Here is a 17,327-nt window from a genome sequence, read left to right as displayed (position 1 = left end):
TTGTTCCACCTTTATACTCAGAACGCATCAACAGGGCAGCCGAAAGGCGGGGGCGATTTCCAGGAGACGCCTTGACGATGACGACGACGGAGACCGAAAGAATGCAGACAATCGCGCTCGTGGACGACGACCGCAACATCCTCACTTCAGTGTCAATCGCACTGGAAGCCGAGGGGTATCGGGTCGAAACCTACACCGACGGCGCGTCGGCGCTGGATGGTCTGACCGCCCGCCCGCCGCAGCTGGCGATCTTCGACATCAAGATGCCGCGTATGGACGGCATGGAACTGCTGCGCCGCCTGCGCCAGCGCTCGGACCTGCCGGTCATCTTCCTCACCTCCAAGGATGAAGAGATCGACGAGTTGTTCGGCCTGAAGATGGGCGCCGACGATTTCATCACAAAGCCGTTCTCGCAGCGCCTGCTGGTGGAACGCGTCAAGGCCATCCTTCGCCGATCCGCCAACCGCGAAGCAGCGGCCGCCGGTGGCGCGACAGGCACCAAATCCGCAGACCAGCAGGCGGCACGGACACTGGAACGCGGTCAGCTGGCCATGGACCAAGAACGCCACACCTGCACCTGGAAGGGTGAGCCGGTGACGCTGACGGTCACGGAATTCCTGATCCTGCATTCGCTGGCGCAACGCCCCGGCGTCGTCAAAAGCCGTGACGCACTGATGGATGCGGCCTATGATGAGCAGGTCTATGTCGATGACCGCACGATCGACAGCCACATCAAGCGGCTTCGCAAGAAGTTCAAGATGGTCGATGACGACTTCGACATGATCGAGACGCTTTATGGCGTCGGATACCGCTTCCGCGAAGCCGCATGATTGCGATAGGGCACTGACCCTGTCACAACCGGCGGCGATTCGGCGGTGGAAAGGAATAGGACTTGGCCGACCCGGCTATCGATAAGGACGTTGCTTACGCGAGTGAACCGCGGCAGGCGAACAGACGGCTGTGGTCACGGCCGTTTACGCTTGCTCGCCGCGTGTTCGGGCATGCCGTCTTTTCCAGCCTGACGCGGCGGATCCTGTTCTTCAACATCGCCGCAACCGTGGTTCTGGTGGCAGGTATTCTCTACCTCAACCAGTTCCGCGAAGGATTGATCGATGCGCGCGTCGAAAGCCTGCTGACACAGGGCGAGATCATTTCGGCCGCCGTGTCCGCCTCGGCATCCGTCGATACCAATTCGATTACCATCGACCCGGAAAAACTGCTGGAACTGCAGGCCGGGCAAAGCATCACGCCCGTGCCCAACGACGAGGATCTCGATTTCCCGATCGATCCTGAGCGCGTGGCGCCGGTTCTGCGACGACTGATTTCTCCGACGCGAACACGCGCGCGCTTGTTCGATGCCGACGCCAATCTGCTTCTTGATTCCCGCCATCTCTATTCCCGCGGCCAGGTTCTGCGCTTCGATCTTCCGCCGATCGAAAACGAGCAGCAGACCTGGAACGAGTGGCTCGCCAGCCTGTTCAATCGCATGCTCCAGCCCGGCAACCTGCCAAGCTATAAGGAAGCGCCCGGTGGCGACGGTTCGATCTATCCCGAAGTCATGAATGCGCTGACCGGTGTACGTGGCGCGGTGGTGCGCGTAACGGATCGCGGGGAACTGATCGTATCGGTTGCCGTGCCGGTCCAGCGCTCCCGCGCCGTGCTCGGCGTACTTCTACTTTCGACCCAAGCCGGCGACATCGATAATATCGTGCATGCCGAACGCCTGGCGATCATGCGCGTCTTTGGTGTCGCGACGCTCGTGAACATTCTGCTTTCGTTGCTTCTTTCATCCACGATCGCCAATCCACTACGCAGGCTGTCTGCAGCTGCCATTCGCGTGCGTCGTGGCGCCAAGCAGCGTGAAGAAATCCCGGATTTTTCCGCTCGCCAGGACGAAATCGGCAACCTTTCGATCGCTCTTCGTGACATGACGAATGCGCTTTACGATCGCATTGCCGCAATCGAGAGTTTTGCTGCTGATGTCAGCCATGAGCTGAAAAACCCCCTCACTTCGCTGAGGAGCGCCGTGGAAACGCTACCGCTCGCCAAGAGCGAGGACTCCAAACAGCGGCTGACCAATATCATCTTCCACGATGTACGCCGCCTGGACCGTCTGATCAGTGACATTTCCGATGCTTCGAGACTGGATGCGGAACTGGCGCGGTCGGATTCAGCCCCAGTCGATATGGAGGCTTTGGTCAGCAATCTTGTCGATATATCGCTGCAGATCCGTACCGGTCGCAAGCCGGTCGAGATCGACCTTGCCGTCGATCGCAAGACCGATGTAAAATCCGAATTCACGGTTCCGGGGCACGACCTGCGTCTTGGCCAGATCGTCACCAACCTTATTGAGAATGCGCGTTCTTTCGTTCCGGAAAAGAGCGGTAGGATCAAGGTTCATCTCTTCACGAGCAGCAAGGGCCGCTGCGTCGTCCATGTCGATGACAACGGGCCTGGCATCCAGGCGGAAGATATCGATCGCATTTTTGAACGCTTTTATACGGACCGGCCAGAAGGCGAGAGTTTTGGCCAGAACTCCGGCCTTGGCCTCTCCATCAGCCGGCAGATCGCCGAAGCGCACGGTGGCACGTTGCGCGCAGAGAATCTGAGAGACGAAAAGACCGGCACGACAACTGGCGCCCGCTTTATTCTTTCACTTCCCTCCGGCCAGCAACCTTGAACGCGACAATCAGGTGAAAACGGTGACAAAAGCAACCAACGTCCATGGTACTGCGATTGTTATCGGTACATCCGGCTTTCTGTTTGTCGGCCCATCCGGCGCTGGCAAATCATTGCTGGCGCTGACTTGCATTGAGGCTGCTCAGCATGCGGGACAATATTTTGCCTTGATAGCCGACGATCAGGTTTTCATTGAAGAGGCGCATGGACAGATCATTGCGACAAGACCTTCGGCAACGTCAGGGCTAATCGAAATTAGACACTCCGGCATTGCGAACATCATCAGTATCGACGCGTCAGTTCTGCACCTTGCCATTCTGGTTGTGGAGCGTCAGAAAGAAGATAGATTACCGCCAGACGAAGAAACATATGCGCTTCCAAATGGTCTTCATTTGCCACTCGTGCGTATAGCAGGCGATGCAACTTTTCCGCTCAAAATTATAACCAGCATGAAACCTGATCTGATTCACTAACATGTCTCAGCGGGACAGTTTTCATTTTTAGCTTGCACTTCGGGCTCACATATAGAAGATGGCACCCCACCGCGATGGCACTTGTTGCAGCGCGAATAAGGCCTGCGTTCATGTCTTCCAAGGGGTCATTTCATGATCGGACTGGTGCTTGTCACTCATGGCAAGCTGGCTGAAGAGTTTCGTCATGCAGTGGAGCATGTCGTTGGTCCTCAGAAATATATAGAAACGATTTGTATCGGCCCGGAAGACGATATGGACCAGCGGCGGCAGGATATTGTCGACGCCGTCGAGCGCGCAGACGATGGCCATGGCGTCATCATCCTGACCGACATGTTCGGCGGTACGCCTTCCAATCTCTCGATTTCGGTAATGAGCAGCGGCAAGACCGAAGTCATTGCCGGTGTGAATCTGCCCATGCTGATAAAGCTTGCCGGCATTCGTGCCGACAACGACATGCAGAAGGCTTTGGTCGAAGCATCGGAAGCGGGTCGAAAATACATCAACGTGGCCAGCCGCGTTCTAAGTGGCAAGTGAGGCCTTGGAGATGTTTTCCCGCGACCTCCTGATCACCAATAAACGCGGGCTTCACGCACGTGCCTCCGCAAAATTCGTACAAACCGTCGAAGGCTTTAATGCTCAGGTCAGCGTCAGCAAGGATGGCATGACCGTCGGCGGCACCTCCATCATGGGCCTGATGATGCTGGCCGCAAGCCCCGGCTGCAGCATTTCGGTGACGACGTCTGGCGAGCAGGCGGAAGCCGTGCTCGAAGCACTTGACCAATTGGTCGCCAACAAATTTGGCGAAGACGCCTGAAGAAAGAGATAAAGATATAAAGACTTCTTTATGTCTTGTTGCCAGCCCGCCATAAGCCTGCTACATCCCAGCGTTAATACCGCCCCATGGGCGGAGTTTACGGCTCTTCCAGTGGAAGAGCGCCATCTTTGAGCTGGAGATCCTTCATGACCACTGAGAAAGACTATATCGTCGCCGACATTTCGCTGGCTGACTTCGGCCGCAAGGAACTCGACATCGCAGAAACCGAAATGCCGGGCCTGATGTCCTGCCGCTCGGAGTTCGGTGAATCGCAGCCGCTAAAGGGTGCGCGCATCTCCGGCTCGCTGCACATGACGATCCAGACTGCCGTTCTGATCGAGACCCTGAAGGTTCTTGGTGCCGATATCCGTTGGGCTTCCTGCAACATCTTTTCGACCCAAGACCATGCCGCAGCTGCGATCGCAGCAGCCGGCATCCCGGTCTTCGCCGTCAAGGGCGAAACGCTCACCGAATATTGGGAATACACCGACAAGATCTTTCAGTGGACCGATGGCGGCACCTCGAACATGATCCTCGATGACGGTGGCGACGCCACCATGTACATCCTGCTCGGTGCCCGTGCCGAAGCCGGAGAAGACGTACTGTCGAACCCAGGCTCCGAAGAGGAAGAGATCCTGTTCGCACAGATCAAGAAGCGCCTCGAAGCTTCGCCGGGCTGGTTCACAAAGCAGCGCGACGCCATCAAGGGCGTCACCGAAGAAACCACCACAGGCGTTCATCGCCTTTACGAACTGGCCAAGAAAGACCTGCTACCCTTCCCCGCCATCAACGTCAACGACTCGGTCACCAAGTCGAAGTTCGACAACAAGTACGGCTGCAAGGAATCGCTGGTCGACGGCATTCGCCGCGGCACCGACGTGATGATGGCGGGCAAGGTCGCCGTCGTTTGCGGTTACGGCGATGTCGGCAAGGGCTCTGCCGCTTCGCTTCAGGGCGCCGGCGCCCGCGTCAAGGTCACGGAAGTCGATCCGATCTGCGCGCTTCAGGCTGCCATGGACGGTTTCGAAGTCGTCGTCCTCGAAGACGTCGTTTCGACAGCAGATATCTTCATCACCACAACCGGCAACAAGGACGTCATCCGCATCGACCACATGCGTGCGATGAAGGACATGGCAATCGTCGGCAACATTGGTCACTTCGACAACGAGATCCAGGTTGCGGCTCTGAAGAACCTCAAGTGGACCAACGTGAAGCCACAGGTCGACATGGTCGAGTTCCCGGCCGGCAACCGCATCATCCTGCTCTCTGAAGGCCGCCTGCTGAACCTCGGCAATGCCACCGGACATCCGTCCTTCGTAATGTCGGCTTCGTTCACGAACCAGACTCTGGCGCAGATCGAACTGTTCACCAAGCCGGGCGTCTACAAGAACGAGGTCTATATCCTGCCGAAGCACCTCGACGAGAAGGTCGCGCGCCTTCACCTCGAAAAGCTCGGCGTGAAGCTGACCGAACTTCTTCCGGAACAGGCTGCCTATATCGGCGTGCCGCAGCAGGGTCCGTTCAAGGCTGAACACTACCGCTACTAATAATTAGCCGGTTCATCCACAACATATAGGGCTGCAGCCGTTGACAAACGTCTGCAGCCTATTTTTTTGCACCAACCTTCCCGCTGAATCCGGAAACAAGTATTGTTGTAAGACTTGATTCGCGCCGTTTTCTGCGTTGCGCGGACTGGAATGTCTTGTCGACGATGCGGCACATGGACGGAGACAGACCGGAATGGCGGTTGGAAATGTGGCCTTGCTTGAGCGGGCCGAAATGAATGTCGATGGCAACGAGGCCTCGGCACAGACAGGTTTTTGCCAAGGCATGGCAACAGAACGTAACCTCGCTCCGCGGGGTCTGCGTCGTGTTATGCGTTGGGCGGCAATTGCGCTTTCGGGCACGGCTCTGTCGAGCTTTTCTGGTGCAGCCTTTGCACAGGAAGCCGGGCTTGAGGCTGGACGCATTCTGTCTTCGACAGAAATCATGGTTCCGACGCTGACAATCGGTGCCTTGGCAGCAGCTTTGCTGTCAACCATCTGGCTGGTTCGCCAGAAAGGAAATATCGAGGCCGAAAGCCGGGATGTCCGCAGCGCTCTTTCAGATGCGCAGCAGAAAATTTCAAAATACGAAGCGCTTATTGCTGAAAAGAACCGGCGGATCGTGATCTGGGAAGCTGGCCCTGGCCGTCCCGAATTTCTGGGCCAATTGCCAGTCGAAACCGGCGCGCCTGTGGAAAATCGTGATTTCCTGGCATTCGGGCGCTGGTTGAGCACGACCTCGGCATCGGAATTGGAACGAGCCATCGAAGCGCTACGTGGTGACGCGCGCAGCTTCGATATGGTCATCGAGACGTTTCGCAATGAAATTCTCGAGGTTCAGGGCCGCGTCTCTGGCGGCAAGGCGTTTGTGCGGTTTATCGCGCTCAACAATCTACGCGCCGAGCTTGCGGAACTGAAGATTGAGCGCGAGCGGCTGTCCAACTCGATGTCACTGTTCGAATCTTTGCTCGATAGCCTTGAGCAGCCGGTGTGGCGGCGCGACAGTAACGGAAACCTGACTTGGGTGAACCATGCTTATAGTGATGCGGTGGAAGCTGCGTCTCCATCGGCAGCGGCGCGGGAAGGACAGGAGTTTCTGGGCACCATCGCGCGTGAAAAAATTCGCGCAACCGCGACAGCAGCCTCGCCATTCCATGACCGCATGTCGACGGTGGTACGCGGCAATCGCACCATTTTCGATATTTCCGACGTGGTCGGTCCCGGCGGCTCTGCCGGTATGGCTATCGACGTGTCCGAGGCGGAAACCGTTCGCGAAGAGCTGAAACGCACGCTGAAAAGTCACGCTGAAACACTGGATCATCTGGCGACGCCGGTTGCCATCTTCGACGGCGAACAGCGGCTGCAATTCTATAATCAGGCCTTTGTCAGACTTTGGGACTTCGAGCTCGGTTTTCTTGAAAGCAGGCCGGGTAATGCAGAAATGCTGGATCGCCTGCGCAGTCAGAACAAGCTGCCGGAGCAATTGAACTGGCGCAACTGGAAGGAATCCGTTCTTTCCGTCTATCGCTCGCTCGATACTCAATCCGATCGCTGGCACTTGCCGAACGGCCAGACACTGCAGGTGATTGCCACCGCGCATCCGCAGGGTGGCGCGACCTGGGTGTTTGAAAATCTCACCGAGCAGATGGATCTTGAGACCCGCTACAACACGCTGGTCAAGGTTCAGGGCGAGACGATCGATCATCTTTCCGAAGGTGTGGCCGTATTTGGTCCAGACGGGCGTATTCGCCTCTCCAACCCGGCCTTTCGTGTTCTCTGGAACGTGACGGAAGAGCAAGCAAAGCCCGGCACGCATATCCGTGCCATCGAAGCGGCCTGCGCCTACGAATACGACAAGCCGGATGGCTGGCGCCATTTTGGCCAGATGCTGACAAATTTCGATGATGAACGGCCTTCTCTGCAAGGCACGTTCGAGCTGCATTCCGGCCTTGTTCTGGACTATGCGGTTATCCCATTGCCTAACGCACAGACCATGCTCACCTTCGTCAACCGCACCGACAGTGCACTGGCGGAACGCGCACTCAAGGAAAAGAACGAAGCGCTGCGCAAGGCAGACGAACTGAAGAACGATTTCGTTCAGCACGTTTCCTACGAACTCCGTTCGCCGCTGACCAACATTATCGGTTTCACCGACCTGCTGAAGACACCAGGGCTGGGCGATCTTAATGAACGACAAGCCGAGTATGTTGATCACATCTCCACCTCGTCATCCATTCTGCTGACGATCGTCAACGACATTCTCGATCTGGCGACTGTGGACGCCGGAATCATGCAGCTGAATTATAATGAGACCGACATCGACGAGTTGCTCGATGACGTCTCCCTACAGATCGCCAATCGTCTACAGGAAAACAACGTTACGCTGGAAATCAATGCGCCCAACGGTCTTGGCGCCATCATTGCTGATCAACAGCGGCTCAAGCAAATCCTCATCAAGCTGATCACGAATGCCACAAACTTCGCACCGGAAGGTTCGACGATCACGCTCAACTGCTGGCGGCAGAGCGAGGATTTCTATTTCTCGGTTTCCGACAGGGGCCCAGGTATCCCCGAGGACATGCTGAAAACGGTGTTCGACCGCTTCTCCTCCAGCAACAAGGGCGGAAAGCGCAGCGGTGCCGGCCTCGGCCTCTCGATCGTCGAAAGCTTTGTGACGCTTCATCACGGGGATGTCCGTATTGAAAGCGGGCCAAGTCAGGGCACGACTGTAACCTGCCGCATCCCTAGCGCACTCAATGCCCGCTCTGTCGCTGCCGAATGACGGAAGAGACCGTTTTCACGATAGACCTGAGAGATGAGGCCGATACGGCCCGTCTCGGCGAGGATCTGGCGCTGGCCCTGAAGGCAGGTGATTGTCTTGCGCTTTCAGGTGATCTTGGTGCCGGAAAATCCACTCTTGCCCGAGCGTTTTTGCGTGCTCTGGCTGATGACGAAGAGCTGGAAGTTCCCAGCCCAACCTTCACGCTGGTCCAGGTTTACGCGCTGCGTCTGCCCGTTGCGCATTTTGACCTCTATCGGCTGGCAGATAGTTCCGAGCTTGACGAACTTGGTTTCGACGAGGCTTTGTCGGACGGAATTTGTATTGTCGAGTGGCCGGAAGTTGCAGCCGGAGCGCTGCCTGGTGACCGCATTGTCCTGACACTGGAGAATATGGGATTAGGACGGACGGCGACGATTACGGCAACGGGAGGACGCGCTGAACGTATAGCTCGCACGCTTTCCATCCGGTCTTTTCTCGACAGCCACGGTCATATCGGCAGCCGACGACGTTTTCTCACGGGCGACGCTTCCGTCATGCGCGCCTACGAGAAAATCCGCGACCCCAACGGCAGCTCTGTTATCCTCATGGACTGGCCAAAACGCCCGGAGGGTCCGGCAGTCCTGGACGGCAAACCCTATCCGAAGGTGGCGCATATCGCCGAAGACGTCGAGCCCTTCGTTGCGATTGGCGGTTATCTACGGGACATCGGGCTGACAGCTCCGGAAATCTACCACGCCGACTATGAAGCCGGTTTTCTTTTGATCGAAGACATTGGTTCAGACGGTGTGCTGGATGACAACGGAAACCCGATCGCCGAGCGATATCGGGAAAGTGTCGCCGCCCTCGCCTATCTGCATGGTCGAACAGCGCGGCAGGATATTCCCTTCGGCGACAATCGCATCCACCATGTGCCGGATTTCGATCCGGTGGCCATGAAAATGGAAGCACGACTTCTTCTGGACTGGTACCTGCCATGGAAGAACAACAGCCCAGTATCCGTTGAGCAGCGCGAAACATATCTGGCAATCTGGGATGATCTGATTGCCAAGCTTTCGGGCTGTGAGACTCATCTTCTGCTACGCGACTTTCATTCGCCCAACATTATCTGGCAATCGAAGGCTGAGGGTCTCCGCAAGGTTGGAATCATCGATTTCCAGGATGGAATGATGGGGCCGACGGCCTATGACGTCGCCTCGCTGGTCCAGGATGCGCGTGTCACCATCGAACCCGAACTCGCCGATACGCTCATGGGCAATTACCTTCGCCTTCGCCACAAGCAGGGCGGCTTTGACGAAGAGCGTTTTCTCAAAGCCTGGTCAATCATGGCGGCACAGCGCAATTGCAAGCTGGCCGGCCTGTGGGTGCGGTTGATGCAGCGGGACGGCAAGCCCGGCTACATGCGGCATATGCCACGTACGCTGACTTATCTTTTCGCAGCGATCGACCATGACGCACTTGCCCCCTTGCGCGAATGGTTGAGGCAGGCTGGTATAGTGCCTGACGAAACTCGATCACAGAATCACTGATACGGCGATCATGACGATAAAAGATGCGATGGTGCTGGCCGCAGGTCTCGGCACCCGTTTGCGGCCGATTACAGACCGAATGCCGAAACCGCTTGTGCGAGTGGGCGGCAAGGCGATGATCGATTATGCCTTGGACAGTCTGGCCGATGCGGGTGTATCCCGCGCAACCGTCAACGTTCATCATTTTGCCGACGAGATGGAGGCGCATCTCGCCGCCTACCCGCGTCTGGACATCTCCATTTCCGATGAACGCACCGGGCTGATGAACTCCGGTGGTGGGTTGGTGAAAGGGCTCAAACTTATCAAGCCGGGCCGCATTTTCGTGATGAATGCCGATCTGTTCTGGATCGGCGAAAAAACCGGCGAAAAAACCAACCTCCAGCGCCTCGCCGAGTTCTTCGATGCCGAGCGAATGGACATGGCGCTGCTCTGTGTGCCGATCGAAAACACCACAGGCCATAATGGCAAGAAGGATTTTGGTCTTGCTCCCGATGGTAAGCTTGCCCGTTTCACCGAGGGCTCCGGTGAGGCTGTGGTCTATGCGGGTGCAATTGTTCTCGACACGTCGCTTTTCCACGATGCGCCGCAGGATGCCTTCAACCTCAATATCTATTTCGACCGTGCCATCTCCGCTGGCCGCCTGTATGGCATCAGAATGGACGGCCATTGGATTACCGTCGGCACACCAGATGCGCTTGTCGAGGCAGAGAGTGTGCTTGAACAAGCCGGGGTGGGCGCATGACTGCCACCCGTCATAAACGGGTTTTTACGGTGCCGCCTGCGGTGCCGTTTCTCAATACGATTGCATCCAAGCTTCTGGATGGTTCGCTGGTCGATGGTTTTCAGCATGATGCGGTGGATCCGCTCTCACTGTCCAAAGTCACTATCTTTGTGCCGACCCGTCGCGCCGCCCGCGTGCTGCGTTCGGAATTCGTTGATCTGCTGGGCGGTCGCTCGGCCATTTTGCCGATCATCCGTCCGCTAGGCGAAACCGATGACGACAGCGGTTATTTCGATCTGGCTGCTCCGGAGGAAATGGACCTTGCACTGCCGATTGGCGGTGTTGCGCGACTGCTTGAACTTGCACGCCTGATCCTTGCCTGGCGCAACAAGTTGCCGCTGGCAATCACTGCCGTTCATTCTACCTCTCCGCTTGTGGCACCTGCCAGCCCGGCCGACGCCATCTGGCTTGCGCGGGCGCTTGCGGAGCTGATCGATTCGATCGAGACCGAAGAACGGGATTGGAATGATCTCGAAAATCTCGACACGGCCGAACATCCGCTCTGGTGGCAGCTGACCGCCGAATTTCTGAAAATCGCCAGTGCCTTTTGGCCGGCCCGGTTGGAAGAGTTGCGACGTTCTTCACCTGCCCGACATCAATCCGCTATTCTGCGCGGTGAGGCACGCCGGATCGGAGTCAGAGATCATCAGGGCCCAGTTATCGTCGCCGGTTCCACGGGTTCGGTGCCGGCGGCAGCCGATCTTATTGCAGCGATCGCCTCATTACCCAATGGTGTTGTTGTTCTCCCCGGTCTCGATCAGGACATGTCCGACGAAGACTGGACATTGCTTGAAGACAACCCGTTTCGAGACAAGCGATCCGAGCCCGCTGCGCGCAGCCACCCGCAGTTCGGACTCGCCAAACTATTGAAACGACTTCAGATCGACCGCGGTGAAGTGACAATCCTCGACACCTCTCCCGACGATTTGACCTTTCGTTCGAAAACCTTGTCGAAAGCTTTGACCCCTGCGAAAGCGACTGACGACTGGAGCGAATGGCGATCGCGCGCTGACAAAGAGGCGCTCAGCAGCGCGTTTGCCGATATCGCTCTCATCGAAGCCGCCAACGAGCGCGAAGAGGCAACAGCGATTGCGATTGCCCTGCGCCTAGCATTGGAAAAGCCGGGAAGACATGGTGAATCGCAAGCTGCGCTGATAACGCCGGACCGCGCGCTCGCGCGTCGCGTCATGGCGGAACTGGCACGCTTCGGCATTCTTGCCGACGATACTGCCGGCACGCCGCTGTCATCGACACCCCAAGGAACTTTACTGCAACTGACGCTGGAGGCGGTTCTGCGACCGGGAGACCCGGTGCCGATCGTTTCACTGCTCAAACATCCGCTTGCCCGATTTGGCTTGACCGAAGCAGATGTGCGAAACGCCGCACAATCGCTTGAGCTTATTGCACTGCGCGGCGGCATCGGCGAGATCGATATCGGCATGCTTGGCCCGTTGCTTGATCGTCGCCTTGAGGAGCAGAAAGACGATCGACACACACCGCAATGGCGTCTTTCACTACAGAAAAGCGCTGCCGATCAAGCAAGACGGCTGGCCGAACAGATAACCATAGCAGTCGAGCCTTTGGCATCGGCAGTTCTGGGCCGACTGCCAAGTGGGCGCGGCAAAACGGCAAAGCTGCCATTGTCCGAATGGGCAAGGCGTTCTGGTCGGGTACTGGAAGAAATCGCCAAGAACGAGCACGGTGATCTATCGGCGCTTTGGACCGGCGAGGCCGGTGAACGACTAGCTGATATGCTGTCTGAAGTGATTGAAACAGACGGCCAGATGGAAGCTGATGGCCCGCAATGGATCGACATTGTCGCCGCCCTGACGACGGCTGAAGCAGTCAAGCCCAAGGCACTCAGCCACCCTCGCCTCTTCATTTTCGGAACGCTGGAAGCCCGGTTGCAGAGCGTCGATACTTTGGTTCTCGGAGGCCTTAACGAAGGATCATGGCCGGGGCAGTCAGTCAACAATCCGTTTTTATCCCGCACGATGAAGGTTGATCTTGGTCTTGAACCGCCGGAACGGCGCATCGGCCAGTTGGCACACGATTTTCAGATGGCGAACGGCACACGCAACCTCATCTATTCCCGGTCGATGCGGCAGGGTACGGCACCCACAGTCGCCTCCCGTTGGCTTCAGCGGCTGCTGGCGCTTGGCGGGCAGGATTTTGCCGCCGAGCTACGCGCTCGTGGCGAGGTCTACCGAGGATGGGCAGGCATGATTGATGACGCACCACCGCAGGTGGTTTCCAGACGCCCTTCACCGACACCTCCCGCGGATTTGCAGCCGACAAAATATTCGTTCAGCGAAGTCGGCCGCTTGCGACGTGACCCCTATTCCATCTACGCCGCCCGTATCCTCAAGCTCGATCCGCTCAAACCTTTCAACGAGGATCCAGGCGCAGCGCAGCGCGGCACGCTTTATCACCGCATCATAGATGCATATACGCGCGAAGGTCATGTCCCCGGCACACCGGTAGCGCGCCAAGCAATAATGCGACTGACCACAACGCTTTTCGACGCGGAGAAATTGCCGCCACATATCGATCAGGTCTGGCGGCCGCGCTTTATACAAGTTGTAGAGGCTTTCCTGATTTGGGAGACAGCGCGCGCACCCGATATCCGCAGCACTTTGACAGAAATCTCAGCCGGATTCGATATACCGGAAGCCGGCATCCGTTTGACCGGTGTTGCCGACCGCATCGATATAAAAGGATCGGGCCGGGCGGATATCATCGACTACAAGACCGGATTAAGCCCTTCCGTCAATCAGGCTCGCTCGTTGCTCGATCCGCAACTGGCGCTGGAAGCAGCCGCACTTCTCGCCGGCGGCTTCAAGGATATGCCGGCACTGACGCCCGAGGAGCTGACATATGTGCGCCTCAGACCTGGCGATCGTTTCAAGACAGATACCGTGAACAACGAATACGCCAAGCAAACCGAACGCACTCAACCGAAATCCGCGATCGACCTAGCCAGTGAAAGCCGCGAACAACTGGCCGGTTTCGTGAATCTTCTGCGCAGTTGCAAAGCGGGTTTTTCGTCTCGCCTCGTGCCGGCAATGCAAAATACCTATGATGGTGATTACGATCACTTAGCTCGAGTTGCCGAATGGTCGACGGCGGAAGTCGAAGAAGGCGACGGCGATGAGTGAAAACTTGCCGCAGCCTATTGATGACAATCCTGACCAATGGATCGATTGGACCAGTGTTCAACAGTCCTTGGCCTCAGATCCGGCCAGCTCCGCCTGGGTTTCAGCCAATGCCGGTTCCGGCAAGACGCATGTCTTAACCCAACGCGTCATCCGACTTCTTCTGTCCGGTTGTCGACCTTCCTCCATCCTCTGCCTGACCTATACCAAAGCCGCCGCATCCGAAATGTCCAACCGTGTGTTTCAGCGACTGGCAGGCTGGACGGTATTGTCGGACGAGGCGCTGAGTGACCAGATTGCCGCCATGGAAGGCAAGCAACCAGACATAATGATGTTGGCCGAGGCACGCCGCCTTTTCGCCCGTGCGCTGGAAACACCGGGCGGCTTGAAAATTCAGACGATCCACGCCTTCTGCGAATCCTTGCTGCACCAGTTTCCGCTGGAAGCCAATGTCGCCGGACACTTCTCGGTCCTGGATGACCGCGCTGCTGCCACACTTCTGGCGGAAGCCCGCCGTTCACTTCTGACGGCCACCGCCAAGCAGGGAGAAGATGCGCTCGCCGCAGCTTTTGCCCTTGTCCTCGATCTCGGCGATGAAAGCGGGCTTGAAAATCTGCTTTCCGATATCGTTGCAAGCCGCACGGCTATCCGGGAGTTTCTGGAAAAGGCGGCCGCAGATGGTGGCGCCGCAACGCTGCTGCGGCGCGCCTACGGGTTGGCAGCGGATGAAAGCGAAGAAACTGGTGCGGATCGTTATTGGCCCTTACCCGGACTGTCCGGTCCGACGCTCGATCTTTATCTGGATCTTGCCGATCGCAGTGGCGGTGCCAAGGTAACCGATGTCGCTTACGGTCTGCGGCTCGCGCAACGAGAAACAGATAAGGTCAAGCGCGCCGATCATCTTGATCGCATACTTTTGACCAAGGACGGCAAACCAAAGGCCGATTCATCACTGGTGGCCAAGGCGATGCTGACGGCTGCACCGGAACTGGCACAAGCAGTATCGGCAGCACGCGAACATGTGGCAACGTGCCGTGACCGCTTGCGAACCCTCCGCATGGTTTCGGCAACAGAAGCCGCACTCTTGCTGGCCGATCGCCTGAATCAGGACTACGAGAATCTGAAGAAACAACGCAGCCTTCTCGACTTCGAAGACCTGATCAACCGGACCGCAAACCTCCTGACACGCGACGGCGTTGGTGCCTGGGTGCACTACAAGCTGGATCAGGGCATCGATCATATCCTTGTCGATGAGGCGCAGGATACCAGCCCGGTTCAGTGGACGGTTATCAAATCGCTGGCCGAGGATTTTTATAGTGGCCGCAGTGCTCGCGAAGGGACACGAACCCTGTTTGCCGTCGGCGACGAAAAGCAGTCTATCTACTCGTTCCAGGGCGCGCGTCCCGAACGGTTTGCACAGGAGCGCGACGATACGCTGCGACAAGTGACCGACAGCGGGCTGTCCTTCCATTCGGTCCGGTTGCCTCTATCCTTCCGCTCCACGGCAGAGGTTTTGAGTGCGGTCGATCAGGTATTTTCGCTGGAAGACAATGCCCGCGGCCTCAGCGCTCGAGGCGATGCGATCATTCATCGCTCCAATCGCCTTGGCCATCCCGGCATGGTCGATCTCTGGGAAACGGTTGTGCCCGACATCGTGGAAGCCGAGGAGGACTGGACTGCGCCTTTCGACGCGACGCCGGACAAGGCCCCGTCCGCAATACTCGCCACCCGCATGGCCCATGTCATCGGATCGATGATCGGCAAGGAAACGATTATAGACCACGGCGTCGAGCGGCCAATCCACGCTGGTGACGTGCTGGTTCTGGTGCGAAAGCGTGATGCCTTCGTCAATGCTCTCACCCGCGCCCTCAAACGCCGTGGAGACATTCCGGTCGCCGGCGCCGACCGTCTGCGCCTGACGAGCCATATTGCCATTCAAGACCTGCTGGCGCTGGGTCGCTTCCTGCTTCTACCGGGCGATGACCTTTCGCTGGCTGCCATTCTAAAAAGCCCGCTTTTCGATCTGTCGGAAGAAGATGTTTTCAAGATTGCCGGCTGCAGGCCGAAAAATGTCGGCGTGTGGGCGCATCTCCAGAAGCTGGCGAGCGAAACATCAAAGCTGCAGGTCATTGTCGAACAACTGCAACGTTATATTTCCTTCTCGCGGACGATGAGTGTGCATGACATGTTTGCGCATCTTCTCGGCGCCGACGGCGGCCGACGTCAGTTTTTGGCCCGCCTTGGAAGCGAAGCCGGCGACATTCTCGATGAATTTCTGACCTTTGCGATGGACCACGAGACGAGTGGCCTGCCTGGTCTGCAATCGTTCGTTTCCACGCTTGAGCTGGAATCTCCGGTGATCAAGCGCGAACAGGATAGCGGCCGCAATGAAGTGCGGATCATGACTGTTCACGCCTCCAAGGGACTTGAGGCGCCTGTCGTGTTTCTGGTCGACAGTGGCTCAAAGGCCTTCGTGCACAGCCATGTCTCTAAACTGCGAATGCTGCGTGTCGGCCAAATCGACGTTCCTGCCTGGCTGCCTTCCAAAGGCCTTTCGAACACCTTCAGCGAGGCCGACGAAGAACGTTTGCGCATTTCGACCGAGGAGGAATATCGCAGACTTCTTTATGTGGGCATGACACGTGCAGCCGACCGACTGATTGTTTGCGGTTATCGCGGCAAGCGCGAAAACCCGGATAGTTGGCAGGCGATGATCTCGCGTGCTCTGAGCGGCAATGATCAACACTGCACGCCAGCGGATTTCAGCGGTCCAGATGGAAGCTGGACCGGTTTAAGATGGCGTCTGAACAACACAGTGAACCGGCAGATCCCTAAGGACGATCTGAAGCTGGAGGCCAAAACCAAAACCTCACTTCCCGAAGCTCTTGGCCGGCCGCTGCCTGCACAAAAAATGCTGCCGCGGCCTTTAAGCCCTTCTGGTGCCGGCACCATGATTGATGATGATGCGAATGACGCATTGGTGACCTCACCCCTCTTCGGCGAAGCTGCCAACCCCGATCACGCTCTTCAGCGGGGCCGCATGACGCACCGCATGCTGCAAATGCTGCCGGACATAGCGCCAACAGAACGCCGCGCAGCAGCGGAACGCTATGCAACCCGCGCTGTGCCGTTCTGGCCAGAAGCAGAGCGGCTACGGCTGATCGAAACTGTCATGGGCGTTCTATCCGCTCCCGACCTCAGCGACGCATTCGCTGACCATGCTCAGGCAGAAGTCTCGATCATGGGGACGCTGAAACTCGATCAACGTGATTATGCTGTCTCAGGCCGTATCGACCGGCTGGTGGTTAACGACAGCCGCGTGATGATCATGGACTACAAGACCAATCGCAATCCACCTAGTTCGGAAGAGAAGACGCCATTCTCACATCGGGCACAGCTCGCAATCTACCGGGAGATCCTCGCGCCGCTTTATCCGGGCCGTGCAATCGACTGCGTGCTGGTCTATACCGAATCAGGTCATGCCATTCGGCTGTCGGATGATTTGCTGGCCCGCACGCTTTCGGAACTCAGAACAAAGTGATGCCGGGACCATTGAAATTCGTCAGGCCCACG

General features: G+C 57.5%; 11 protein-coding genes. All 11 read left to right on the top strand.

Features of this window, described 5'->3' with window-relative positions:
• Positions 1 to 101: 101 nt before the first annotated feature.
• The 11 genes from ACRQ1B_RS26980 (at position 102) to addA (ending at position 17,295) form a co-directional block, all read left to right on the top strand.
• A complete protein-coding gene (locus tag ACRQ1B_RS26980; protein ID WP_432297278.1) occupies positions 102 to 830 on the top strand; it encodes a response regulator transcription factor in 729 nt (242 codons plus the stop codon).
• A gap of 77 nt (positions 831 to 907) precedes the next feature.
• Positions 908 to 2,680, top strand: a complete 1,773-nt coding sequence (locus ACRQ1B_RS26975; protein WP_432297276.1) for a stimulus-sensing domain-containing protein — start codon at positions 908 to 910, stop codon at positions 2,678 to 2,680.
• A 22-nt stretch (positions 2,681 to 2,702) separates the two neighbouring features.
• The gene (locus tag ACRQ1B_RS26970; protein WP_432297244.1) at positions 2,703 to 3,152 is read left to right on the top strand and encodes an HPr kinase/phosphorylase; all 450 of its coding nucleotides are present in this window, start codon (positions 2,703 to 2,705) and stop codon (positions 3,150 to 3,152) included.
• 132 nt (positions 3,153 to 3,284) lie between these two features.
• Positions 3,285 to 3,686 (top strand): PTS sugar transporter subunit IIA, encoded by a 402-nt coding sequence (locus ACRQ1B_RS26965; RefSeq protein ID WP_432297242.1) that lies wholly within the window; start codon positions 3,285 to 3,287, stop codon positions 3,684 to 3,686.
• A gap of 10 nt (positions 3,687 to 3,696) precedes the next feature.
• Positions 3,697 to 3,966 carry an HPr family phosphocarrier protein gene (locus tag ACRQ1B_RS26960; RefSeq protein WP_432297241.1) on the top strand — a complete coding sequence of 90 codons (270 nt, stop codon included), beginning with the start codon at positions 3,697 to 3,699 and terminating at the stop codon, positions 3,964 to 3,966.
• 146 nt (positions 3,967 to 4,112) lie between these two features.
• The gene (gene ahcY, locus ACRQ1B_RS26955) at positions 4,113 to 5,513 is read left to right on the top strand and encodes an adenosylhomocysteinase (RefSeq protein ID WP_432297239.1); all 1,401 of its coding nucleotides are present in this window, start codon (positions 4,113 to 4,115) and stop codon (positions 5,511 to 5,513) included.
• A 193-nt stretch (positions 5,514 to 5,706) separates the two neighbouring features.
• On the top strand, positions 5,707 to 8,292 hold the full coding sequence (locus ACRQ1B_RS26950; RefSeq protein ID WP_432297238.1) for a sensor histidine kinase: 2,586 nt from the start codon (positions 5,707 to 5,709) through the stop codon (positions 8,290 to 8,292).
• Positions 8,289 to 9,818, top strand: coding sequence for a tRNA (adenosine(37)-N6)-threonylcarbamoyltransferase complex ATPase subunit type 1 TsaE (tsaE, locus tag ACRQ1B_RS26945; protein WP_432297237.1), 1,530 nt, complete (start codon positions 8,289 to 8,291; stop codon positions 9,816 to 9,818). The genes ACRQ1B_RS26950 and tsaE overlap by 4 nt, the downstream gene beginning before the upstream one ends.
• Positions 9,819 to 9,828: 10 nt before the next feature.
• Complete coding sequence (locus tag ACRQ1B_RS26940; RefSeq protein ID WP_432297236.1) at positions 9,829 to 10,560, top strand: nucleotidyltransferase family protein; 732 nt, start codon at positions 9,829 to 9,831, stop codon at positions 10,558 to 10,560.
• Entirely contained in the window at positions 10,557 to 13,757 is a 3,201-nt protein-coding gene (gene addB / locus ACRQ1B_RS26935; protein ID WP_432297235.1) for a double-strand break repair protein AddB, read from the top strand. Before ACRQ1B_RS26940 ends, addB begins: the two co-directional genes overlap by 4 nt.
• Positions 13,750 to 17,295: a double-strand break repair helicase AddA gene (addA, locus tag ACRQ1B_RS26930; RefSeq protein ID WP_432297233.1), complete on the top strand. Its 3,546-nt coding sequence runs from the start codon at positions 13,750 to 13,752 to the stop codon at positions 17,293 to 17,295. Before addB ends, addA begins: the two co-directional genes overlap by 8 nt.
• Positions 17,296 to 17,327 lie beyond the last annotated feature (32 nt).

It is taken from the genome of Endobacterium panacihumi (genome assembly GCF_050847465.1).
In the GTDB taxonomy this organism is placed as follows: domain Bacteria; phylum Pseudomonadota; class Alphaproteobacteria; order Rhizobiales; family Rhizobiaceae; genus Neorhizobium; species Neorhizobium panacihumi.
This window is presented reverse-complemented; position numbering and strand designations above follow the sequence as displayed.